General features: G+C 40.3%; 20 protein-coding genes and 1 tRNA gene. 6 read left to right on the plus strand and 15 right to left on the minus strand.

Features of this window, described 5'->3' with window-relative positions; genetic code table 11:
• Positions 1-25 precede the first annotated feature (25 nt).
• Positions 26-1204, plus strand: coding sequence for a DUF4249 domain-containing protein (locus BGO42_RS00645; RefSeq protein WP_273245124.1), 1179 nt, complete (start codon positions 26-28; stop codon positions 1202-1204).
• Positions 1201-2931, plus strand: coding sequence for a hypothetical protein (locus BGO42_RS00650; protein ID WP_177730003.1), 1731 nt, complete (start codon positions 1201-1203; stop codon positions 2929-2931). The genes BGO42_RS00645 and BGO42_RS00650 overlap by 4 nt, the downstream gene beginning before the upstream one ends.
• 91 nt (positions 2932-3022) lie before the next feature.
• Here the strand turns inward: BGO42_RS00650 and BGO42_RS00655 are convergent, their stop codons facing one another.
• Both BGO42_RS00655 and BGO42_RS00660 read right to left on the minus strand, forming a co-directional pair.
• Entirely contained in the window at positions 3023-3631 is a 609-nt protein-coding gene (locus tag BGO42_RS00655; RefSeq protein ID WP_273245123.1) for a CDP-alcohol phosphatidyltransferase family protein, read from the minus strand.
• 3 nt (positions 3632-3634) lie between these two features.
• On the minus strand, positions 3635-4420 hold the full coding sequence (locus BGO42_RS00660) for an LA_2272 family surface repeat-containing protein (RefSeq protein WP_273245122.1): 786 nt from the start codon (positions 4418-4420) through the stop codon (positions 3635-3637).
• Positions 4421-4523: 103 nt separating this feature from the next.
• Here BGO42_RS00660 and BGO42_RS00665 point away from each other — a divergent pair, with 103 nt between their 5' ends.
• The 3 genes from BGO42_RS00665 to rpe all read left to right on the plus strand — a co-directional run bounded on the left by BGO42_RS00665 (position 4524) and on the right by rpe (position 7353).
• The gene (locus BGO42_RS00665) at positions 4524-5483 is read left to right on the plus strand and encodes a hypothetical protein (RefSeq protein WP_273245121.1); all 960 of its coding nucleotides are present in this window, start codon (positions 4524-4526) and stop codon (positions 5481-5483) included.
• Between the two features lie 79 nt (positions 5484-5562).
• On the plus strand, positions 5563-6426 hold the full coding sequence (locus BGO42_RS00670) for a sigma-70 family RNA polymerase sigma factor (RefSeq protein WP_020212501.1): 864 nt from the start codon (positions 5563-5565) through the stop codon (positions 6424-6426).
• A gap of 264 nt (positions 6427-6690) precedes the next feature.
• Entirely contained in the window at positions 6691-7353 is a 663-nt protein-coding gene (gene rpe / locus BGO42_RS00675; RefSeq protein ID WP_177730006.1) for a ribulose-phosphate 3-epimerase, read from the plus strand.
• A 58-nt stretch (positions 7354-7411) separates the two neighbouring features.
• Here the strand turns inward: rpe and BGO42_RS00680 are convergent, their stop codons facing one another.
• From BGO42_RS00680 to BGO42_RS00705, 6 genes are all read right to left on the minus strand, one after another.
• On the minus strand, positions 7412-8431 hold the full coding sequence (locus BGO42_RS00680; protein WP_177730007.1) for a T9SS type A sorting domain-containing protein: 1020 nt from the start codon (positions 8429-8431) through the stop codon (positions 7412-7414).
• 73 nt (positions 8432-8504) lie between these two features.
• A complete protein-coding gene (locus tag BGO42_RS00685) occupies positions 8505-8924 on the minus strand; it encodes a CBS domain-containing protein (protein ID WP_177730008.1) in 420 nt (139 codons plus the stop codon).
• 88 nt (positions 8925-9012) lie between these two features.
• The gene (locus tag BGO42_RS00690) at positions 9013-10314 is read right to left on the minus strand and encodes a TolC family protein (protein ID WP_273245113.1); all 1302 of its coding nucleotides are present in this window, start codon (positions 10312-10314) and stop codon (positions 9013-9015) included.
• A 2-nt stretch (positions 10315-10316) separates the two neighbouring features.
• A complete protein-coding gene (locus tag BGO42_RS00695; protein ID WP_177730010.1) occupies positions 10317-13394 on the minus strand; it encodes an efflux RND transporter permease subunit in 3078 nt (1025 codons plus the stop codon).
• A 48-nt stretch (positions 13395-13442) separates the two neighbouring features.
• The gene (locus BGO42_RS00700; protein WP_273245112.1) at positions 13443-14501 is read right to left on the minus strand and encodes an efflux RND transporter periplasmic adaptor subunit; all 1059 of its coding nucleotides are present in this window, start codon (positions 14499-14501) and stop codon (positions 13443-13445) included.
• A gap of 175 nt (positions 14502-14676) precedes the next feature.
• Positions 14677-15330 (minus strand): zinc-dependent peptidase, encoded by a 654-nt coding sequence (locus BGO42_RS00705; protein ID WP_246297017.1) that lies wholly within the window; start codon positions 15328-15330, stop codon positions 14677-14679.
• Between the two features lie 36 nt (positions 15331-15366).
• On the opposite strand from BGO42_RS00705, the gene BGO42_RS00710 reads away from it, so the two are divergent.
• Positions 15367-15618, plus strand: coding sequence for a hypothetical protein (locus BGO42_RS00710; RefSeq protein ID WP_273245111.1), 252 nt, complete (start codon positions 15367-15369; stop codon positions 15616-15618).
• 43 nt (positions 15619-15661) lie between these two features.
• Here BGO42_RS00710 and BGO42_RS00715 read toward each other — a convergent pair.
• The 7 genes from BGO42_RS00715 to murG all read right to left on the minus strand — a co-directional run bounded on the left by BGO42_RS00715 (position 15662) and on the right by murG (position 23056).
• Positions 15662-15735 (minus strand) — tRNA-Arg (locus tag BGO42_RS00715).
• 50 nt (positions 15736-15785) lie between these two features.
• Positions 15786-16235, minus strand: coding sequence for a GatB/YqeY domain-containing protein (locus BGO42_RS00720; RefSeq protein WP_177730012.1), 450 nt, complete (start codon positions 16233-16235; stop codon positions 15786-15788).
• A 190-nt stretch (positions 16236-16425) separates the two neighbouring features.
• Positions 16426-18408, minus strand: a complete 1983-nt coding sequence (gene ftsZ, locus BGO42_RS00725; RefSeq protein ID WP_273245110.1) for a cell division protein FtsZ — start codon at positions 18406-18408, stop codon at positions 16426-16428.
• A 12-nt stretch (positions 18409-18420) separates the two neighbouring features.
• Positions 18421-19821 carry a cell division protein FtsA gene (gene ftsA, locus BGO42_RS00730; protein WP_177730014.1) on the minus strand — a complete coding sequence of 467 codons (1401 nt, stop codon included), beginning with the start codon at positions 19819-19821 and terminating at the stop codon, positions 18421-18423.
• 3 nt (positions 19822-19824) lie between these two features.
• Positions 19825-20550, minus strand: coding sequence for a cell division protein FtsQ/DivIB (locus BGO42_RS00735; protein WP_177730015.1), 726 nt, complete (start codon positions 20548-20550; stop codon positions 19825-19827).
• Between the two features lie 14 nt (positions 20551-20564).
• Entirely contained in the window at positions 20565-21926 is a 1362-nt protein-coding gene (gene murC / locus BGO42_RS00740) for a UDP-N-acetylmuramate--L-alanine ligase (protein WP_177730016.1), read from the minus strand.
• 35 nt (positions 21927-21961) lie between these two features.
• Complete coding sequence (gene murG, locus BGO42_RS00745) at positions 21962-23056, minus strand: undecaprenyldiphospho-muramoylpentapeptide beta-N-acetylglucosaminyltransferase (RefSeq protein WP_177730017.1); 1095 nt, start codon at positions 23054-23056, stop codon at positions 21962-21964.
• Position 23057: the final 1 nt, after the last annotated feature.

Below are 23057 nucleotides of genomic sequence, written 5' to 3' on the forward strand. Positions count from 1 at the left end.
TCGGATTATAGAAAATTATAATTTTATGAAAACAAAAGAAATACTCAAACTGATGTCACTTCTGCTGATGTGCTTAGGCATATTAGGCTGTACAGATCCGTATCAGATGAAAACGGATACCTTTGAAGAGGCTATAGTTATAGAGGCTACAATAACCAATGTTTTACAAAAACAGGTTATCAAAGTATCCCGCACCTATCGTTTTGAGGATAACGGACCTGTATTTGAACAAGGCGCTCAGGTAACTATGACGGATAGCGATGGAAACCTGTACAATTTTGTTGAAGAAAACGGAGCTTATGCTTCCGCAAATGCATTCCAGGCAGTTCCCGGAAAACAATATCAATTAACGGTAATTACCAGCGATGGTAAAAAATATGTTTCCGATCAGGAAATACTATCGCCCGTTAACAATATAGAAAGTGTAACTGCAAGTGTAGAAACACGGGATCAAAAGAGAGGTGTTGAAATTAAAGCACAATGTTTCGATCCTACAAACAGTGCGAAATATTACCGATACGAATATGAAGAAACCTATAAAATTGTAGCACCCAGATGGCGATCATACAAAATCCTTATTACCGGTCCTCAGTCGTTTGAACTTGTTCCAAGAACTGAAGAAGCACAAACATGTTATAGCACAGACAAGTCAACAGATATTATTCTATTCAGCACTGATGATAGTGAAGAAGCCCGTGTAGATTTCGCGTTTCGTTTTATCAGTGACCAGAATTATATCATCAGTCATCGCTACAGCGTTTTAGTACGCCAGTATGTCCAGAATCTGAATGCTTACAATTATTATAAATATCTAAAAAAAATATCCGGAACCGGAAGTATATTTTCGCCTAACCAACCCGGTTTTTTAAGTGGTAATATTAAATGTGTAAACAACCCTAACGAAAAAGTAATTGGTTTTTTTGATGTATCATCCGTTTCCAGCAAAAGGATTTTCTTCAATTATGCCGACCTTTTTCCGGGCGAATATCTGCCACCTTATAAAATTAATTGCGACGGAATAAAACAAATTTTTTGTTTTACCCCCGGTTCCGGTTGTAACGGTGCACCGATGATGAACTGGTTCTATAATAATCTAATGTGTGTGTATGATGATGAAGAAGCTCCTAAATATCATTTAGTACCCACTCCATGTGCTGATTGCACCTCATTTTCGTCTAACTTAATACCTCCTTTTTGGGAATGAAAAAAAATATCTTATATATAGCACTATTAACGTCTTGCTTTTTTACACAAAATGTAGCCAGTCAAGGCAGTTCAAAAAGTAGCAATCTGATTGCTACCGCTAAAGAAACCGTATATCTTCACGCTAACACAACAACGCTTTTAACTGGGGAATCCTTTTACTACAGCTTGTACTGTGTGAATATGAATAATTATACCGCAAGTCCTATAAGCAAAATCGCTTATATTGAATTAATCGATGCCGGTCGTACCAGTGTTCTAAAACAGAAAGTGCTCCTTAAAAAAGGGATTGCCCAGGGCGATTTCTTTATCCCGACAACACTTAAAACCGGAAATTACAAACTGGTTGCCTACACGAACTGGATGCTGAACGGAGCATCGTCTGAAATCTCTCAGACAGACATTGCGATCATCAATCCGTTCCAGCCTTCGAAAGAATTTTCAAACCAGGAACTAAACAGTATCTTCCCGGTTGAAAAACGCAATCCTGAAAAAACTTCCAACGATGTTTTAGCCATTGAAACCAGTAAGAAAACATTTGCCAGCAGAGAGCAGGTGAACATTACGGTAAAGCCGGCAGCAAACATAAAAGGAAACTATTCCCTGTCTGTACGAAAAATTGATGCCTTAGAAATGGCTGCCAGAAAAAGTACTGAAGAGCTGCTTTCACAAAATAAAAACCATCCGGCGGCAACAGCTTCCAATGTTTTTTATATTCCGGAATACCGGGGAGAAGTACTGACCGGAAAAATAGTTTCAAAAAGTAAAACAACTGATGTTTACGACAAATCCGTTGCCCTGTCTGTTCCCGGAAAATCTTTTGGGTTTAAAATCGTGAATACGGATAAATCCGGTAAATTTATTTTTACGCTTGATGAACATCCGAACACTTCCGGTGTTATTATTCAGGTGGTGGCCGATAACCGCGAGGATTATGCTATTGAAATGGAAAATTGGAAAGGCTTTGATCTTTCGCAGTTAAACTTTCCTCCAAACTTCAGTTTAAACGCAAATTATAAAAAAGCAATAGAAAACCGTTCTACAGCTAATCAGATAGAAAATGCTTACTATACCAGAAAAAGAGACAGTCTTGAAGCAGCACCAAAGCAACTGCCTTTTTACAATCCGCTGCAAAAAGACTATATCCTTGACGATTACGAACGATTCAGCTCCTTTAAAGAAACCATTATTGAGATCACAAGAGAGTTATTTTACAGAGAGAAAAACGGCAAATATTCTTTGCATATCAGAAACAACACAACCAATGACGGTTCATTAGACATTCCGCTGGTTATGGTGGACGGGTTAATGATTCAGGACAACAGCGAGCTTTTTAATTATAACACGAACAATATTTATAAAATCTCGATTATCAGCAAACCGTATATCTATGGTTCGATGTCTTTTAGCGGTATCATCAGTATCATTACCAAAAGTTATGATTACCAGACCAAAGCTTCGGGTGATTTTATCAAAAAAACGGAGATTTCAAGACCTGTAAAAAACAAAAAATACCACAGCCCTAAATATGACGGTAGCCACAACCTGGAACGAATTCCGGACTACAGATACCAGTTATTATGGCTGCCGGAGCTGGCTGTTGCCAACGAACCTGCCAACGTTTCTTTTTACACTTCCGATGTTAAAGGAACTTTTGAAGTAATCCTGGAAGGTTTTACAGAAAACGGCAAACCGGTTTCCCTGAGAGATTATATAGAAGTGCAATAATTTTTAACCGCTGCATTATCCTGAATATTTGATTCTGAAATGCACAACAAACTTTAAAAGGCTATTACCATGGTAATAGCCTTTTTTTCGCTTATTCCGATTCATGAAAAAGAGTATTCCTTTTAAATGGTATCCCTTTCCGGATCAGGTAGGCATGGTAAAAACTGGGAACATCATACGTCCATTTGGGCAATAATAGTATGATCAGAAAAACATCCAGATGGGATATCAGTCCAAAAAACACCGCTGTTTTCATCGCCCAGCCGCCATAACTGAAACCGATTATCGCAACAAAAACCGCAAGCAAAGTCAGTCCCCATAGTTTGGACAGCAAGGCATGCGTACAGGTTTCTTTTCCAAACTTTGCAATACTGACCACATAAGTCATCGCTTCCATTACAAAAACAACCGTTATCGGAATTTTATAGGCCAGGATAACTTCCTGATTTAACAGCCAGGAGCACCAGCCCACACACAGCCAGAAAACCAGATCCGTCTGACTGTCCATCCGCCGTAATTGCGGCGACGACACGCCAGCTTTTCGTGCTGCAATGCCGTCAAAAATATCCGACAGCAGCCCTAAAACCATCAGGGCAACCAACTCAAAACGTATTGCTGCTCCAAAACGATAGGTCAGCGCGATCATAACAGGCCCTAAAAGAAGCCTGAATATGATGAGTACAATAGGGATTCTTTTCATCATCTAACTTTTAAATTGCCAGTTCACAAAAGGAAGCCTTCTTTTGCCGTTCGTATTCCACAATCCCAGCTGAACCCCTCTCAGGTTTTTAGCATTATTAAACAAACCGATCTGTACGCCGCGATACTCCCGGGATACATTTGAAACAGCCAGCTGCAAACCGCTCCCGGTATTGATCATGTTGGCAATCCCACAAACCGAAATACCATTCATATTTTCGGTACTCAAGATCGCTGCAGTAACAGAAACACCGTTCATTTTATTCATCACAGAAACAACACAAATATTCAGTCCGTTAACCTGTGCTCCTGTCAAAAAGCCCCCCGAACTCACATTCAATCCGTTAATCCGGATATGTATTATGGCATCATCCCGCTTCAAAAAGGTCCTGTTTAAAGAAAAACTGTCATAAGGTTCTTTTCTCGCTCCAACAATAAGACTTTCAAATGCAATACCCAGTCCAAAAGTAAATAACCCGACCGCTATTGGGCTGGCTTCGATATTTAAACCGTTCACTTCCTGAAATTTTATTTTACTGTTTCTATAATGTCCCACACCTAAAGTCAATCCGTTTACCTTATTGACCCGACTGTGAATTGGCGACAAACTGAATATCCGGACACTGTCTGCCCGACTGCCCTTTTCAGACAGTTCTTCAGCATACACCGTGCTATGCCCGTCACCAACCGCTACAGCTAACTGCTCATCAGTTGTAAACTTTGCCGTTTCCTGCGACAAAACAGCGTTTGAAAGCAGCAGCATAAAAAAAGCAACGAATTTTAGTTTCATAATGTTCCTGTTTAAAATTACCATCCAAACCTATTGCAATTTTCACACGTAAAATTGTGTATAATAATATTTAAAAGTTTTAAATTTGTGATTATCGCAAATTATGAAAGAACAGGAAATCCTTTTAAAAGCTATCCGGAAACAGCTTCCGGACAATACTTCGCTGATTAACGAGCTCTCCGCAGTCTTAAACATAAGTTATGATGCCGCTCATCGCCGCATTTCCCAAAAAAGCAAATTCACCATAGAAGAAACCGTAACCCTTTGCCGGCATTATAAAATCTCTATGGATACCTTATTTTTCCAAAACCGGAAAGTAATCGTAGAAAAAACGAAGGAAATCAATTCGATGGATGACATGATTGAATATTTCAAACATTCTTCCGAAAAATTACAGCTGTTCACGGCACTTTCCGAAACAAAAATGTTTTATTCGGCAAAAGACATCCCGCTTTTCTATACTGCCGATGGTACGTTGCTGTCTAAATTCAAACTATATGTGTGGATGAACCTTCTAAACGGCAATAAAAACCAGGAATCCTTTGAGAAATTTTCGATTGACGGACAGTTGTCTGAATATACCCAAATCCTGAAAAAAGTGTACGAATCGGTTGAAGTACATGAAATATGGAACGACACGACCATAAACAGCAGCCTGCAGCAAATCTTATATTTTTTTGAAGCCGGTTTGGTCACCTTTCAGAATGCGATCGTATTATATGACGATTTAAAAGCCATACTGAATAAAGCAGAAGAAAAATGTGCTAAAAACCCCTTATATAACCTTTATTATAACGAACTGCTTATCTTAAACAATAATGTATTGTTAACCGACGGTAACCGGCAGGCACTTTTTATCCCATATACCATGCTGGGCTATTTTATTACGGACGATGCCGAAACCTGTTCCGGCACGCAACGCTTTTTTTCACACCAGATCCAGAATTCAAAATCACTCAAACAGTCCGGCACTAAGGATCGTAAGCAATTCTTTAACAAATCCTTACACAAAATAGATTTTTATATCGAGCGTCTTAAAAACGAGGTCAAAATAGATTTTTAAAATATTTTTTAAATTAATGTAACTTTTTTATAACCTGTTACGTATAATTACTGAATACTTAAAAAGAGGAGATTCTTAAATGAGACAACTTAAAATTACCAAGCAGGTAACTAACCGTGAAACTGCTTCCTTAGACAAGTACCTACAAGAAATTGGAAAAGTTGACTTGATTACCGCCGATGAAGAGGTAGAATTAGCACAAAGAATTAAAGCCGGAGACCAGAGAGCCTTAGAGAAATTAACAAAGGCCAACCTGCGTTTTGTGGTATCGGTTGCTAAACAGTATCAGAATCAAGGTTTAACTTTACCCGATTTGATTAATGAAGGTAACTTGGGGTTAATTAAAGCTGCACAACGTTTTGACGAAACACGTGGTTTCAAATTCATTTCGTATGCGGTTTGGTGGATTCGTCAGTCTATTTTACAGGCTTTGGCAGAACAATCTCGTATTGTTAGATTACCATTAAACAAAATTGGCTCTATCAATAAAATCAACAAGATGTATGCTTTATTAGAGCAATCTAATGAACGTGCTCCTTCTGCTGAGGAAATTGCAAAAGAACTGGACATGACTGTTAATGATGTTAAGGAGAGTATGAAAAACTCCGGTCGTCATTTATCCATGGATGCTCCGTTAGTGGAAGGTGAAGACTCTAATCTTTATGACGTATTACGTTCCGGTGAATCACCAAATCCTGACAGGGAACTGATTCACGAATCTTTACGTACAGAAATCGAAAGAGCTCTGGAAACCTTAACACCTCGTGAGGCTGACGTAGTAAGATTGTATTTCGGATTAGGTGATCAGCACCCGATGACATTGGAAGAAATCGGAGAAACTTTTGATTTAACCCGTGAGCGTGTACGCCAGATTAAAGAAAAAGCGATCAGAAGATTAAAACATACCTCCAGAAGTAAGATTCTAAAAACTTATTTAGGATAAATTTTATATGAAAATTAAATGTTTATTATATCTTTATAACTTGAACATTTAAGCTAAAAATATTTAAAGTAACAACAGTTTCAATAACTGTTCGTTTTTTGATTGATGATTGAAACTCCGGCTGATTACCGGAGTTTTATTTTTATAGCAGCTTTTATAATCCTGTCAACAGAAGCCGGCTGCCGGATTTAACAATTCTTATGCACTTCTGTTCCTGATAATTTTAACATTATAACTATCTTTGCACAAACACAACACAACATAATGAAAAATAGTATTATAGCTCCTTCTGTACTGGCTGCTGATTTTGCTAATCTGCAACGCGATATAGAAATGATTAACAACAGTCAGGCCGACTGGTTTCATATTGATATTATGGACGGCGTTTTCGTTCCGAACATCTCTTTCGGAATGCCGGTTCTTGAAGCAATCAACAAACACGCTAAAAAAACAATCGATGTACATTTGATGATCGTAGATCCGGATCGTTATATCAAAACCTTTAAAGATCTGGGTACGGATATCCTTACCGTACATTACGAAGCGTGCACGCACCTGCACAGAACCCTTCAGGCAATAAAAGCAGAAGGCATGAAAGCCGGTGTAGCCTTAAACCCGCACACCAATGTCGCTTTACTGGAAGATGTGATTAACGATATCGATTTAGTATGCATCATGAGCGTAAATCCGGGATTTGGAGGTCAGTCTTTTATTGAGAATACCTATAAAAAGGTAAAACAGTTAAAAGAGATCATCACCCGTAACAATGCGGCGACCATTATTGAAATTGACGGTGGTGTAACCGATAAAAATGCACGACAGCTGGTGGAAGCCGGTGCCGATGTACTGGTTGCAGGAAGTTTTGTATTTAAAGCTACAGACCCGATCGCTACCATTGCCGATTTAAAAAAGATCACAACCTTATAGTTTGAACATAAAAAAAGCAGTCCGGATGGACTGCTTTTTTGTTTTATATAGGTGTTCCTTATTCTTTGATCAATTTGGTTTTAACAATTTCATTATTGTCAACATCAAACGTTTTTACCAGATACACTCCTTTATTTAATCCGGAAATATTAACCGGATAATTGTCTGCATCTGCAACAACCAGTTTCTGATCCATTACTTTAGCACCTTTTAAATCATAAATTTCAACACGTCCCGGCACAGCCTGCGTGGCATTGTAATTTACTCTTAAGTTAAAAGACTCCAAAGCCGGATTCGGGTAAAGGGAAACTTTATTATTTGAAATAAAACTCTCTGTTCCCAAGAATGCCTGGTAGTTAATGATAAATGGCATATCCACCGACAAGCCCGAACCTCCGTCTGCCAATGCTGCCCATGCCGTTCCACTGTGCTGTTTTGCATTCCATGCCGGTAAATTCACTGTTCCCGGAATCGTTACAGCAGGAAAGAAAATAGACGAATCATTGGTAGCATGAACCTGGTAATCTACCCAATAGGTTCCCGGAGCAAGGTTAGCCGTGATGTTACCGCTTACACGCCAAACTTTACGGGTTGTACCGGCATTGTTATTCCCAATCCGATACATTAACGCATCTCCGCTGTTTGCAGCGCTGTAAACGTTTGTAATCAAATCTCCCGCAACAATACTTGAAGTTCCTACAGACGGGTCGCCGTTCCATATCTGAACTCTTAACTGGTCAATTGGCGGTGTTGTTCCCGTATAACTTGTCTGGTAACAGAAAAAGTCAACAGAAGTGACATTTAACGCCGAGGTAATTGTGAAATTATCCGCTAACCGGAAGTTACTGGTACCAGCCGTGTTGAAAATACCTCCGGATCCCAAAGTGGTATTGGTAACTCCGCCCACACTCTGTAATTCACTCCAGGTGTAGCCTGCCGGCGATGTTGAAGTACCGTTTGAAGTAGTGGTACCGGTGCTCACAGCACCATTGTTGTAGAAATTCTGCGCGGAAGCAGTCACCCCTAATAAGGCCAAAGATAATGCGGCCAACACATTCTTTTGAGTAGTTTTCTTCATAATATTCAAATTAATTGTTTTTCAGCATTAAAATTAACAATTAATTTGAATATTACTCACTATGATAACAATATTAATACTGGCTAACCAAATATTTAATAAGATCTGTAGTCGTTACAATACCTACAAGCAGGTCGCCTTCCACTACCGGTAAGGCATGGAACTCTTTGTTCGCTAAAATTTCGGCTGCTTCTTTTATGGTACTATCCGGCGAAATCGTTACTAATTTCTTAGCCATTACCTGTTCAATAGTAAACATATTATACACGGTAGTATCGACAATTTCATCATCGTCGTCTACTGCATCCACGAAAGAAATGCGGAGCAGATCGGTATAACTTAACATCCCTACAATAACGCTCCCGCGAACTACAGGAATATGCCTGATGTTATTTTTTTTAAAGAGTAACTCCGCCTTGGTTAAATCATCAGACACGTTGAGTTTAACCACATTTTTAGTCATAATGGACGATACCGGAACACGATGTTTCATAACTTTATGTTTTTGATTATGAGCTAATTTAGCCTAATAAAGTTACAAAAACATTGACAAAAATCATGTTTAAATAGAAAGTTCTTGCTTAAAATTCCACCGATCCGGTTAATTCTTTTAAAGCCACTTCTGAAATTTTTGCCTGGAATTTTGCCGCACTATGACGCGTACGTGCCGTAATATAGTTCAATTGTGCATTACGGAATTCTATAGTAGTGATGGTACCGATTTTGAATTTTTCCAAAGTAATTTCCAGATTCTGCCGGGCAATTTCTTCGTTCTTTTCTTCCAGTTTGGACAGTTCCAGATTGGTTAAATACGACTGGTAAACCGTTGCCAGCTGAACGTTCAGATTCTGCTTTTGTTTATCCAGCAGAAAGCTTGAGTTCTCAACCTGCAAATTGGCTATTTTCTCATTACGGTGCTGTAAAAAACCATTGAAAATATTCAACGTGGCACTCAATCCGTAATTCAGTCCTTTTGTAGAGGATTGGGTCACGAAACCTAAACTGGATTCCGTTTCCGAAAAATTATAACCGGTATTGACCCGCACCACCGGGTAACGGCTCGACTTTACCTGTTTTAAGTCGAGTTCCGCCACTCTTTTATTAATAATGGCTATTTGTACATCCGGGTTTTGTTTGTCGGCTAAAGCGATCAAATCGACCAATACCAGTTTGTCATCAATTTTCACGGTTTCCACCACACTAAAATCGGTGGTAACCGCTCTTGCCAGCAATTCGTTTAAAGCCGATTTTGTATTGGCAAAAAGTTCTTTCTGGCGCAGTAAATTTGACGCATCCGTATTCAGATCCACCTGTGCATTCAGCACTTCCAGTTTGGATGCTTTCCCAATTTTAAAACGGTTATCTGCCGTTTGCAGTCTTTGTTTTGAAATAACGATAGTGGTATCCAGCGTTGCCAACTGTTGCTGTTGCTGTACCAGATCATAATACATGGATAATACATCGGCAATTTTGGTTACTATAGCCGATTTTAATTGTGCTTCACCCTGCTTTTCCAGTTCTTTCAACTGATCGTAACGGGCAAACATTTTAAATCCGTCAAAAACGGTCCAGCCTAACGTAACGCCATAATTCAAGCTGTTGTTTTTGGCATTATCCAGTTTTCTTTCCGTTCCGTCTGCCTGTGTTTGCGTCGAATTCTGGATATTGTTGTTCTGGGTTAATGTGGCGTCCAGTTTGGGCAGCATTCCGGCATTGGCAATGCCCACATTTTTTTCACTTATTTTAGCCTGATTCGCTGCTATTAAAATATCGTAATTGTTTTTCAGCGCAATTTCAACAGCTCCCTGCGCTGTTAAAACTTCCTGCGCATCAGCCGTTCCGACAAATAATACCGCTATAAAAATAAATAGATAACTCTTCATAATTAATCCTTAATATTATCAAACTCCGGGCGATGTTTACGGGCTCTGGACCACATTAAATAAATAGCCGGAATAACAAATAATGTCAACACCAATGAGAATATCGTACCTCCAACGATAACGATTCCCATACCCATTCTACTTTGTGAAGCAGCTCCAAGCGACATCGCAATTGGCAGTGCACCCAAAGCAATCGCCAAACTCGTCATCAGGATCGGTCTCAAACGCGATTCGGCAGCTTCCACTATTGCTTCATATTTATCTTTTCCTTCCTCCCTCAGCTGATTGGCAAACTCCACGATTAAGATACCGTTCTTCGTTACCAGACCAATTAACATAATGGTCCCAATCTGGCTAAAGATGTTCCAGGTCTGACCAAACAGCCAAAGCGACAATAAGGCTCCGGCAACCGCCATTGGAACGGTCAGGATAATGATAAAAGGATCTATAAAACTTTCAAACTGTGCCGCTAAGATCAGGAAGATCAGAAGCAGGGCCAAACCGAAAGCAAAGGAAGTATTCGAGCTACTTTCCACAAAGTCGCGGGATTCTCCTCCCAGATCGGTTGTAAAACTATCGTCCAGTACTTTCGCACGCACTCGCTCCATGGCTTCAATACCCTCCCCCAGACTTTTCCCCGGTGCCAGACCAGCCGAAACGGTAGCCGACATATAACGGTTGTTGTGGTACAATTGCGGCGGACTGCTTTGCTCTTCAATCGTTACCAGGTTGTCCAGCTGAATCAACTGTCCGTCTTTATTACGCACAAACATTGATGTTAAATTCATCGGAGCACTTCTGTCTTTTTTATCAAACTGTCCCATTACCTGGTACTGTTTTCCGTTCATCATAAAGTATCCGAAACGCTGGCCGCTCAAAGACAACTGTAAGGTCTGTGCCACATCAATTACCGAAACACCCAGGCTTTGGGCTTTTTCCCGGTCAATGCTCACATAAATTTCGGGTTTATTGAATTTCAGATTCACATCGGTAATGGAGAAGGTAGGATCTTTCGATATTTCATCCATAAATTCCGGAATCTTTTCCTGCAATTTTTTAAAGTTCGGCGCCTGAATGATGTATTGAATCGGCAATCCGCCTCTTCTGTTTACCGCAATAGTAGGCGATTCCGAAACAGCAACTTTTGCTTCCGAATATTGTTTTGTCCATTTTGACAAATCATCTGCGATTTGCTTCTGGGTTTTCTTTCTTTCATTAGGCTCTACCAGTGACAATCTCGCCACACCACTGTTCACCGATGACGAACCAAATCCCGGAGAAGTGATAATCAAACTCACTTTCTTTTCCGGTACCGAATCGTTGATCAGCTCCGTTAGTTCCGTCATAAAACGGTCCATATAATCGTAAGTTGCCCCTTCCGGAGCCGTTACCCTAAGACTCAGAAAGCTTCTGTCGTCATAAGGTGCCGTTTCTTTCTGGATGATCGTAAAGAACAAAGCAATTAAACCGATACAGCCTATCAGGATCGGGAAACTCAGCCATTTTCTTTTTAAGAAACCTACTAATGAATTGGCATAGCCTTTATTCAGTTTTTCAAAATAGGGTTCGGTAAGGTTGTAAAACTTCGATTTTTTCTGTTCGCCGCCTTTCATCAGATAGGCATTCAGCATAGGGGTTAACGTCAGGGACACGAAGGCCGAGATCAATACGGCAGCCCCGATAACCACTCCAAATTCCCGGAACAGTCGTCCTACGAATCCTTCCAGGAAAATCACCGGTAAGAATACCGCAGCCAGTGTAACTGAAATTGAAATTACGGCAAAGAAAATCTCATTCGATCCTTTTACGGCAGCTTCAATAGGGCTCATTCCCTCTTCGACTTTCTTAAAGATATTTTCCGTTACCACAATCCCGTCATCGACCACTAATCCCGTTGCCAGTACAATTGCCAGCAAGGTCAGTACATTTACCGAGAATCCGAAGATATACATGATAAAGAAGGTCGCAATTAACGAAACCGGAATATCAATTAACGGACGGAAGGCAATGGCCCAGTCTCTAAAGAAAAGGTAAATGATCAATACTACCAGGATAACCGAGATCAGCAGGGTTTCCGCTACTTCCAATACCGCTTTTTTTACGAAAACCGTATTGTCAATGGCAATATTCAGTTTAAAGTCTTTCGGAAGGTCTTTTTTTAACTGGTCGTACTGCACATAAAATTTTTCGGCTATATCCAGATAGTTGGTTCCCGGTTGCGGGATAATAGCCATACCAACCATTGGCTGACCGGAGTCGCTTAATTTTGTTTCCAGGTTTTCCGCTTCCAGGGATGCTTTTCCAACATCGCTTAAACGGACAATTTTATCACCAGCTGCACGGACAATAATATTGTTGAATTCTTCTTCCGTCGATAAGTTTCCAATTGTTTTTACCGTCAGCTCTGTATTTTCACCTGTCAGTTTACCCGATGGCAATTCGACATTCTGCTTGTTCAGTGCATCCCGCACGTCCGAAACGGTACAGCCGTATGAAGCCAGTTTTACCGGATCGATCCAAAGCCGCATTGCATATTTGCGCTGTCCCCAGATCTGTACGCTACTTACTCCGGGAATGGTTTGCAAACGCTGTGCGATAACATTATCGGCATAGTCGCTTAATTCCAGTACGTTTTTATTGTCACTCTGCACCGTCATCGTGATGATGGGCTCCGAATCGGCATCTGCTTTCGAAACTACCGGCGGCGCATCAATATCCTGCGGCAGGCTTCTTACAGCCTGAGCAACTTTATCACGCACGTCATTCGCCGCTTCTTCCAGATTTTTATCCAGGTTAAACTCAATGGTAATATTACTGCTTCCCTGGTTACTTGAGGAAGTTATATTCCGGATACCGTCAATCGAGTTGATTGCTTTTTCAAGCGGTTCGGTGATCTGCGATTCGATAATATCGGCATTCGCGCCGGCATAGCTTGTTCGTACCGAAATCTGCGCCGGGTCAATAGACGGGAATTCGCGGACTCCCAGATAGGTATAACCAATTACTCCGAAAAGTATCAACATTAAGTTGATTACTATCGTCAGAACCGGTCTTTTGATACTTATAGTAGATAAACTCATTTTGATGTTGTATGCATTACTTTAAGGCCTGCGGACAGGTCTTAAATATTATTTTAGGGTCACTTTTACCGGAGCATCATTTTTCAGGGTCATCACTCCGCTTGTCAGGACAGTATCTCCTGCTTTCAAACCAGAAGTAACCAGAATATTCTTATCGGTTCTGGCCCCTGTTGTCACAACAATTTCTTTTGCTTTTCCGTTTTCGGAAATAAATATTTTCTTACCGTTCTGAATTGGAATCAGCGCTTCTGTAGGTACCAGAAGGGCATCGTTGATGTTTTCCAATGGCAACGCTACGTTTGCATACGTTCCCGGCAACAGTTTTCCGTCCGGATTTTCTGCAACCGCTCTCATCTGAAGGGTACGGGTAGTCACATCCACTTCCGGCTCGACCGCGTAAACTTTTGCTTTAAACTGTTCTTTGGAACCGGCTACCGTAAAGCTAAGGGTAGCATTTACTTTCATTTGTGTGGCATATTTTTCCGGAATTGAAAAAGTGATCTTCACCTGGTTCATGTTTACCAGTTTTGCCACTACTGTAGTGGGCGTCACATAGGTTCCTTTTGAAATGGAACGCAATCCTATTTTCCCTGAAAACGGAGCCTTAACGCTCGTTTTGGCAAGCTGTGCCTGAATAAGCTGGGTTTGTGCCTGAGCCGAACGGAAATCGGCGCTGGCAATATCGTATTCTTCCTGGCTGATGGCCTCTTTTTGTAGTAGTAATTTTGCTCTTCTTTCGTTTTCCGAAGCAAGAGCCTGTTTGGTTTTTGCCTGTGAAAGCTGTGCTCTTAATTCAAGGTCGTTAATCTTAAAAAGTACCTGTCCCTGAGTAACGTGTGTGCCTTCATTAAAGTTAATGCTTTCCACTATTCCGGAAACTTCACTTCTGATTTCAACCTGTTCGTTGGCTTCAATGGAACCGGAAAGGGATAAATTATCGGAGAAAACCTCTGGTTTCAGGACTATTCCGGCAACCATAGCGGCTTTTTTACCATCGCCTTTTCCTTTTCCTTCACTATTTTTTTCTTTGTTGGCAGATATACGATATGCTATCAATCCTCCTAAAGCTACTATCAGAACGAGATATACAATATTCTTAACTTTCATAGTTATTTTTTATAATGTAGTGTTATAGTAAGTTTTTGCTATACGAAACAAAGCTAATTTTTAAAAACTGTATTTCTTCAATCATTAAATTTTATTTAACAATATTTTTAGAAATTTAAATTTATCATAATCAAGCTGCAACATTTACCGGCAAATTTGTTGTTTTTTCAAGCAATCAATAATGCTCCTTAAAATTGATCATCCTTTTTACATTGCTGTATAATTCCGGGAAATACTGCTTAAACGTTTCGGGGGTTTCAAAAAAATATTCCAGAATTACAGCCAGGAATTCGAATTCGTTGGTAAAGGCATAATTCCGGAAATAACCGGATGCCAGCAGTCTGTTCCGGTTGGGTTCGTGTTTCACTTCTTCTATGATTTTCGCGCACATATCGGCAAAAATAACAGCACTGATGTCGTTGCTTCTCAATCCCTGAAAATGCAGGGCATGTGTAAATTCGTGAAGCCCGAGATTCAGGTTATCGTTTTCGTACAGGTATCCTTCTACAAAGTCTTCCCATGAAAACACGATTGCTTTTACGGCCGGATTGAATTCGCCTTTGTGATATTCGCCTTTAGACGTCGAATAATACCGTGTTGGAAAAATAATAATTTTATCAAAAAAGCGGTACAGGTACTGCCGCATTCCGAAAGTGAGCATTGTGGAAGTCGCTGCAATGAGCACTTTCATCTCTTCGCTTACCACGAGTCCTTCTTTCCCGATAAACCGGTATTTTGCTATAAAAACAGCAACGCGATGTTCAAAATAGCTTTTTTGCTTTTCGGGTAATCTCTGGTAAAAAGAAAATTTCGTTTGAAGGATAAACAACCGCTCATAGTTTAACCGCCTTGGAAAAGGGTAAAAATGAACATAAAACGGTTTCTTGAAGATATAAGCATAAAGGGGTTCCGTAAAGCGGACAAGGACCATCAGGAGGATCATCAGGAAAAAAAAGACCAGAATCATCTTTCCTTCCGGGGTGTCATTCTTATGATCTTGAACAAGCAAAAGAAAGAGTACACCCATTTATACCAGCTAAAAATTACTAAAAACACCCGTTTCAGGACTGTTTCCCATTGTACTTTCAGAAAAACAGCAGGAGCAATTAACGTGTAATTAATTACAAAACAATAAAGATCAAGTATTTAAACTTTAATTGTGACCGCGGAGGGGTTCGAACCCCCAACCCTCAGAGCCGAAATCTGATATTCTATCCAATTGAACTACGCGGTCATTTCATTTCAGGTTGCAAAGTAAACAATCTGAATTGAATTTTTATACTATTATGCCAAAAGCTTTTTAACAATTGTTGAAATAGTTTTCCCGTCAGCTTTTCCAGCCAACTCTTTTGATACCATTCCCATTACCTGACCCATGCTTCCCATCCCTGAAAAACCACCGTCGGCAATAATTTTAGACACTACTGCTTCTACTTCTGCTTCCGATAATTGTGCCGGTAAAAACTTTTCAATTACCGCCACCTGAGCCAATTCCGGCTCTGCCAGGTCTGCACGGCCCTGCTCCGAAAATATCGCAGCACTGTCTTTTCGCTGCTTAACCAGTTTCTGCAATAATTTTATTTCATCTTCTGCCGAGATATCTTCTTTAGCACCTGAAGAAGTCTGCGCCAGTAATATTTCTGATTTAATCGCTCGTAAAGCTTCTAAAGCAACAGTATCTTTTGCTTTCATGGCGTTTTTCATCTCGTCCATGATTTGTGTTTGTAAGCTCATCTTTTTTGAATATTAATTGTTTTGTTCTCCGGATGATCCGGAAAAGCCTCTTAAACAGCCTAAAGACTCTTTAAGCATCCTCAGCATCGGACAGCATTTGCTCCCGATTTGAATTGGCTTTGCGAAGATAAAAAAAATAACCCAAAATCAAATTTGATTTCGGGTTAAAGGTTTCTCAAAATTAGGTTAGTTAATCTACGTTGTCGTGCAGGAAGGAATTATTGGAACGCAACTGTAAGTCATCGTTACTATCCATCCCTAAAGACATCCGTGATTTGCTGTTATCTACAGGTGCCGAATTTAAATCAACGCCCATTCTTTTATAAGCCGGTTCTTTTTCCAATTCATTAACACGTGAAGCACTGTTGTTGAATTTATAATTGAACTCTTTCATTTTTCTTTTACGCTCTTCAGCCCGCATGCGAAGTGTTTCTTCAATTGTCATTTCCACAGGAGAAATTTCATCAAAAGAGGTATTTGGCGCTACCGGCTCCACTTTTTTCATTGTGAAGTTCAGTTCTTCCGCGATGGGCTCTTCCTTGATTTCAGCAACCGGTTTGGACGTGATCAGTTCATTCTCTTTCTCCATATAGTCTTCCAGAGAGTATTTTACTACTCCCGACTTATTCACTTCGGTAACCGGAACAACCTGTACCGGCTGATTCACTTTAATTTCTTTTGTTTCGTTGCTCAGCTCATACGATACTCTTTCCTGATGAAAGGCAGCCGTGTTGCTGATAGGCAAATCAAAAGAGAACGTGATCTGCTCTTCTGTTTTCGGCACCACAAACTGCGGTTCAAAAACTTCAATTTCACGCACATCTCTCATTACCGGAGCAGCTACTACTGGAGCTTCTTCTTTTACCGGAGAAACGATTTCAAAAAACACATCTAAATTATTGATAAAGTCTGCCGTTGGCAATTCTTCTTCAATAACCGCTGCTATCGGTTCTTTTTTTTCAAAAACCTCTGTTGTTTCTTCTTCTAAAGAGAAAACGATTTTTTCTTCTACCGGCAATTGCGACGTTGCTTCCGCAAGTATTGTCTGAGCATTTTCTCTTTCAATTGGTGATGAAAAATCAAATGACGGTAAAAACGGTTTGCTTGTTAAATCCTGAACCATTTTTTGCTCACCCTCTAAAGTATGGATGATCTTTTTAGGTTCTGTATTCACGATATCCGCCTGTTGCTCTACATTAAATCCGGTAGCAATAATAGTCACTGCAATTGCATCACCTAAAGATTCGTCTTCACCAACCCCCATAATGATATTCGCATTGTGACCGGCTTCCATCTGGATGTGGTCGTTGATTTCTCCGATCTCGTCAATCGTAATCTCGTTTGTTCCGGATACAATCAGCAACAATACATTTTTAGCGCCTGTAATTTTATTGTCATTCAATAAAGGCGAATCCAAAGCATCCACGATAGCGTCTTTAGCGCGGGTTTCACCGCTCGCCATTGCCGATCCCATTATAGCTGTTCCGCTGTTTGACAATACTGTCTTCGCGTCTTTTAAGTCAATATTCTGTGTATAGTGATGCGTAATAACTTCTGCAATTCCTCTTGAAGCGGTTGCCAATACTTCATCCGCTTTCGAGAATCCTGCTTTAAAGCCAAGGTTTCCGTATACTTCTCTTAATTTATTGTTGTTGATAACGATTAAAGAGTCAACTTGCTTTCTAAGTCTTTCCACTCCTAACAACGCCTGCTCCTGACGTACTTTCCCTTCAAACTGAAAAGGAATCGTCACGATGCCAACTGTCAGGATATCTCTTTCTTTGGATAACTGGGCAATAACCGGTGCAGCACCTGTTCCTGTTCCACCACCCATTCCGGCTGTAATGAATACCATTTTAGTATTCGTATCCAGCATTTTCTCAATTTCCTCTATACTTTCTAAAGCCGATTGCTGTCCTACTTCCGGATTTGCCCCGGCTCCAAGACCTTCTGTCAAACTAACGCCAAGTTGAATTTTATTAGGCACCGAACTGCTTTGCAAAGCTTGTGAATCTGTATTACAAACCACGAAGTCCACTCCTTTAATCCCTTGTTTAAACATGTGATTGATGGCATTACTACCACCTCCACCTACACCAATAACTTTAATTACATTTGATTGATTTTTTGGTAAATCAAATGAAATGCTTCCAAATTCTGAGTTGCTATTCATATCGTATCGGTTTTATTCTGCGTTATCTAAAAATTCTTTAATCTTATCTATATACTTATCAAAAAAGCCTCTTTTTATTTTGTCCTTCGTTGATTCGGCATCAACATCTTTGGCGTTATAAACCGGCTTAACTGGCTCCTGTTCCTGTACTATCTCTTCTTCTTCAATTTCCGGCTCTCGTATTACCGGCTGTCTTACTTCAACCTTTGGCGTTTCCACTCTTATTTCTGCCAGTGGTGTTGCACTTCTGGTGTTGTTTCGGATACTGTTCATTACCAATCCCACTGCTGTTGCATATAACGGACTGGAGATCTCTTCATCCGAATTTCCGGCCAAATGCTCATTCGGGTATCCGATCCGGGTATCCATTCCGGTGATGTATTCGACCAATTGTTTGATATGATTCAATTGGGCTCCGCCTCCGGTCAATACTATTCCTGCAATCAGTTTTTTTCTTGGATCTTCATGACCGTACGCTTTGATTTCGGCAAAAACCTGCTCTACAATTTCCACTACTCTCGCATGGATAATTTTGGACAGATTTTTTAGTGAAATTTCTTTCGGCTCTCTTCCTCTTAATCCCGGGATAGACACAATTTCGTTGTCTTTATTTTCTCCCGGCCAGGCAGAGCCAAATTTTATTTTCAGCAATTCGGCTTGTTTTTCAATAATCGAACAGCCTTCTTTAATATCGTCTGTAATCACATTTCCTCCAAAAGGAATGACAGCAGTATGTCTGATAATGCCGTCTTTAAAAATAGCCAGATCAGTTGTTCCGCCTCCAATATCGATTAGTGCAACACCTGCTTCTTTTTCTTCCTGACTTAAAACCGCATCGGCAGAAGCCAGCGGCTCCAGAGTTAAACCGGATAAATCCAGTCCGGAACTCTTGATACATCTGCCCACATTTCTAATGGAAGAAGCCTGCCCTACCACAACGTGAAAACTTGCTTCCAGTCTTCCTCCGTACATCCCGATAGGTTCTTTAATTTCCGACTGTCCATCGATTTTAAATTCCTGCGGTAATACATGGATAATTTCTTCACCCGGCAACATCGCCAATTTGTGTACCTGATTGATCAGTAAATCAATATCGGCATCACCAATTACTTCTTCCGGATTATTTCTGCTGATATAATCACTGTGCTGAATACTACGGATATGTTGTCCCGCAATACCTACCACCACATCATTAATTTTATATCCCGAATCTGCTTCAGCTTCAATAATTGCCTGCTGAATAGACTGAATCGTTTGTGTAATATTATTCACAACTCCACGAGCCACACCAAGGCTTTTGGATTTTCCTACTCCTAAAATCTCTAATTTTCCGTACTCATTTTTCTTGCCAATCATTGCAACAATCTTGGTTGTTCCAATGTCTAAACCTACTGCAATACTCTCTTTTTCCATATTCTAATTTTTGGTGCACACTACTTGTTGTGTAAACTTCAGATTTATTGTTTTATAATTTCCAATCAGGGTATCCTTTATCGCGTGTTGAAAAAAGGCTTTATAGTTATCAAACTTCTTGTCAACATTGATTGTTCTTCCGAAAAGAATCTGATAATTATAATTTCTGTTCGTCATGATAAGGCCACCGGTTGGTGAAATTTCTATCCCGATGATGTTTTTTTTCAGAAATTCATCGTCATGTATTTTCCTGAAAACATCGGTCAGCTGTTTCTTGTTTTCAGTGGTTATTTCACCTGAAATCAAAGGAACTCTTGCTGTAAAATTATCCGACAAAGGCATTTGATTACCCTCATAGTCAATATAATAAGAACTTCCTTCACTATCTACTCTCGCAATAGGGGTCTTTTGTGTTACGACAGCCTTTAGAGTCCCGTCAATAGTAGCAAACACCTCTGCTTTTGCAATCATTTCGTTACTATCGAGAATATGCTCCAATCTATTCAAATCTAGCTTATCTTTCCTTATGTCCGTAACCTTGTTAAAATTTTGTATTAACAAGTTATCAACCGTTTCCGGCGTTATGAAAAGATTATTATCCCCTAAAAACCGGACTTCCGATTTAACCAAATGGCGGCTTTCATTCCGTTTCGATGAAAAGGAATACAGGAAAATCACTACCCCGATCATGAGTACCAATCTTACATCTGTCCATTTAATTTTTTTCATCGTTTTTATCCTTTTTAATCTATTTTTTTAGCGGTTTTCAATGCTGTTTTTATCTCCGGAACCATCTCTCCCACATCACCGGCTCCTATTGTTACCATCACCGGAGCATCCGATTCCTGCATTAATGCAAGCAATGCTTCTTTTGATACTAATTTCTTATTCGGATTCTCGATTTTATCCAGCAGCCATTGCGAGGTAATTCCTTCCATTGGCAGTTCTCTTGCCGGATAAATATCCATTAAAAAGATCTCATCAAACTGTGACAGGCTCTTGGCAAAATCATCTGCAAAATCGCGGGTTCTGCTAAAAAGATGCGGCTGAAACACAGCAAGCACTTTCTGTCCGGGATACAACTCCCTTACTGCCTGGTGCACGGCATTTATTTCTGTCGGATGGTGTGCATAATCATCGATATACACAAATTCCGGTTTTCTGATCTGAAACGAGAAGCGTCTTCTCACTCCTTTGAATGTTAAAAAAGCTTTGGCAATGTCAGCCGTTGGGGTACCGTATGTTTTTGCCATCGCCAAAGCCAGCAATGCATTAGTCAAATTATGTTTCCCTGGTAAACCAAATTTCAAATCTTTAATTTCTTCGGTTGGCGTGCTTACATCAAACACATACCATCCGTCAATAATTCTGATATTTTTCGCTACAAACAGGGAATCATCATTTACACCAACCGTGATGGCTTCCAATGGTAATCCGTTTGTGACAAACAAATGCTTTTTATCTTCTACTTTATTCGCAAATTCAATAAACGAGGCTTCAATGGAAGCTTTATCGCCATAAATATCCAAATGATCGGCGTCCATTGAGGTCACACAGGCAATATTGGGATGCAGGTGTAAAAAAGAACGGTCAAATTCATCGGCTTCCACCACCGTTACCGTTTTTCCGCTGCCAATTAAATTGGAGTTGTAATTCTCTACAATTCCGCCCAGGAATGCCGTTACATCCACACCGCTTTCGTATAAAACGTGGCCTAAAATACTGGATGTTGTTGTTTTTCCGTGCGTTCCGGCAACTGCAAAACAAAAGGTATCTTTGGTAATGATGCCTAAAACTTCTGCCCGTTTTTTCACCACAAATCCGTTATCCAGAAAGTAGTTCCACTCGGCATGCTGTTTGGGCACTGCCGGCGTGATAACCACCAATGTATTTTCTTTATTTAAAAATGCTTCCCCAATTTGCGCTACATTGTCTTCAAAATGGATCGCAATACCACTTTCCTGTAATTCCCCGGTTAAATGCGTCGGCGTTTTGTCATAACCCGCTACATTTTTACCAATGTATTTGAAATAGCGTGCCAAGGCACTCATTCCGATGCCTCCGATTCCGATGAAATAGACGTTATGTATCTGGTTTAAGTTCATTTTATATTGTTTGCCCGGCCGTTGCCAGCCCCGGCTTATTTTATCAATTTTACAATTTCATCCGCGATTTGCTTCGTCGCATCCGGCAAGGCCAGTTGTTTGATATTTTCACTCAACTGGTTTCGCATTCCTTCGTTGTCCAACAGGTTTTTAAAAACCGTTTCAAACTGTTCCTCCAATTCGGATTCTTTCAATAGTAAAGCTCCGTTTTTATCCACAATGGCCTTGGCATTTTTAGTCTGATGGTCTTCGGCTACATTGGGCGACGGAATAAAAACAACCGGTTTCCCAACGATACACAATTCCGATACCGACGAGGCTCCCGAACGGGAAATCACGATATCTGCCGCAGCATATACCAGATCCATACGGTCAATAAAGGCCACTACCTGCACATTCTCTTTTTCGGAAAAATGCTTGTATTCTTCAAAATACAGTTTCCCGCATTGCCAGATTATCTGGATGTTTTGCGCTAAAAGCCATTCCAGCTCTTTTGCAATTAACTGGTTAATTCTCCGGGCACCTAAGCTTCCACCTAGAACCAGCAGTGTTTTTTTATGAGCATCCAGCGCAAAGTGCGCGATCGCTTCTTCTTTTTTGGAGGCCACCGAAATCAGATCCTGACGCACCGGATTTCCGGTTAGCTTCATTTTATCTTTCGGAAAAAAGGCTTCCAGGTTTTCATAGGCCACACAAATGGCATTTGCTTTTTTACCCAGCAGCTTGTTTGTAATTCCCGGATAGGAATTCTGCTCCTGAATAACGGTTGGAATCCCCATACCGGAAGCCACTTTCAAAACGGCTCCGCTGGCAAATCCACCAGTCCCGATGACAACATCGGGTTTGAATTGTTTCAGAATCCCATAGGATTTTGCCAGGCTTGAGATCAGCTTGAATGGAAACATGGCATTCTGCAAGGTCAGTTTTCGCTGAATTCCGGCAATCCAAAGTCCTTTTATCGGGTAACCGGCCTGCGGCACCTTTTGCATTTCCATTTTATCCTGAGCGCCAACAAAAAGGATTTCTGCTTTTGGAAAGCGAACTTTTAATTCGTTGGCAATAGCAATAGCCGGATAGATATGTCCTCCGGTTCCGCCGCCACTAATTATGAATTTAGGGTTCTCTTTCATT

This window comes from Flavobacterium sp. 40-81 (genome assembly GCF_001898245.1).
GTDB classification, from domain to species: domain Bacteria; phylum Bacteroidota; class Bacteroidia; order Flavobacteriales; family Flavobacteriaceae; genus Flavobacterium; species Flavobacterium inviolabile.

Excerpts from the sequence above, each read along its gene's own strand:
- BGO42_RS00645 (WP_273245124.1), top strand. The coding sequence starts at position 26 with ATGAAAACAAAAGAAATACTCAAACTGATGTCACTTCTGCTGATGTGC.
- murC (WP_177730016.1), bottom strand. The coding sequence starts at position 21,926 with ATGAACTTAAACCAGATACATAACGTCTATTTCATCGGAATCGGAGGC.
- murG (WP_177730017.1), bottom strand. The coding sequence starts at position 23,056 with ATGAAAGAGAACCCTAAATTCATAATTAGTGGCGGCGGAACCGGAGGA.
- BGO42_RS00665 (WP_273245121.1), top strand. The coding sequence starts at position 4,524 with ATGAAAGAACAGGAAATCCTTTTAAAAGCTATCCGGAAACAGCTTCCG.
- BGO42_RS00710 (WP_273245111.1), top strand. The coding sequence starts at position 15,367 with ATGAACATAAAACGGTTTCTTGAAGATATAAGCATAAAGGGGTTCCGT.
- BGO42_RS00695 (WP_177730010.1), bottom strand. The coding sequence starts at position 13,394 with ATGAGTTTATCTACTATAAGTATCAAAAGACCGGTTCTGACGATAGTA.
- BGO42_RS00680 (WP_177730007.1), bottom strand. The coding sequence starts at position 8,431 with ATGAAGAAAACTACTCAAAAGAATGTGTTGGCCGCATTATCTTTGGCC.
- BGO42_RS00660 (WP_273245122.1), bottom strand. The coding sequence starts at position 4,420 with ATGAAACTAAAATTCGTTGCTTTTTTTATGCTGCTGCTTTCAAACGCT.
- rpe (WP_177730006.1), top strand. The coding sequence starts at position 6,691 with ATGAAAAATAGTATTATAGCTCCTTCTGTACTGGCTGCTGATTTTGCT.
- BGO42_RS00650 (WP_177730003.1), top strand. The coding sequence starts at position 1,201 with ATGAAAAAAAATATCTTATATATAGCACTATTAACGTCTTGCTTTTTT.
- BGO42_RS00700 (WP_273245112.1), bottom strand. The coding sequence starts at position 14,501 with ATGAAAGTTAAGAATATTGTATATCTCGTTCTGATAGTAGCTTTAGGA.
- BGO42_RS00670 (WP_020212501.1), top strand. The coding sequence starts at position 5,563 with ATGAGACAACTTAAAATTACCAAGCAGGTAACTAACCGTGAAACTGCT.
- BGO42_RS00720 (WP_177730012.1), bottom strand. The coding sequence starts at position 16,235 with ATGAGCTTACAAACACAAATCATGGACGAGATGAAAAACGCCATGAAA.
- ftsA (WP_177730014.1), bottom strand. The coding sequence starts at position 19,821 with ATGGAAAAAGAGAGTATTGCAGTAGGTTTAGACATTGGAACAACCAAG.
- BGO42_RS00735 (WP_177730015.1), bottom strand. The coding sequence starts at position 20,550 with ATGAAAAAAATTAAATGGACAGATGTAAGATTGGTACTCATGATCGGG.
- ftsZ (WP_273245110.1), bottom strand. The coding sequence starts at position 18,408 with ATGAATAGCAACTCAGAATTTGGAAGCATTTCATTTGATTTACCAAAA.
- BGO42_RS00685 (WP_177730008.1), bottom strand. The coding sequence starts at position 8,924 with ATGAAACATCGTGTTCCGGTATCGTCCATTATGACTAAAAATGTGGTT.
- BGO42_RS00690 (WP_273245113.1), bottom strand. The coding sequence starts at position 10,314 with ATGAAGAGTTATCTATTTATTTTTATAGCGGTATTATTTGTCGGAACG.
- BGO42_RS00655 (WP_273245123.1), bottom strand. The coding sequence starts at position 3,631 with ATGAAAAGAATCCCTATTGTACTCATCATATTCAGGCTTCTTTTAGGG.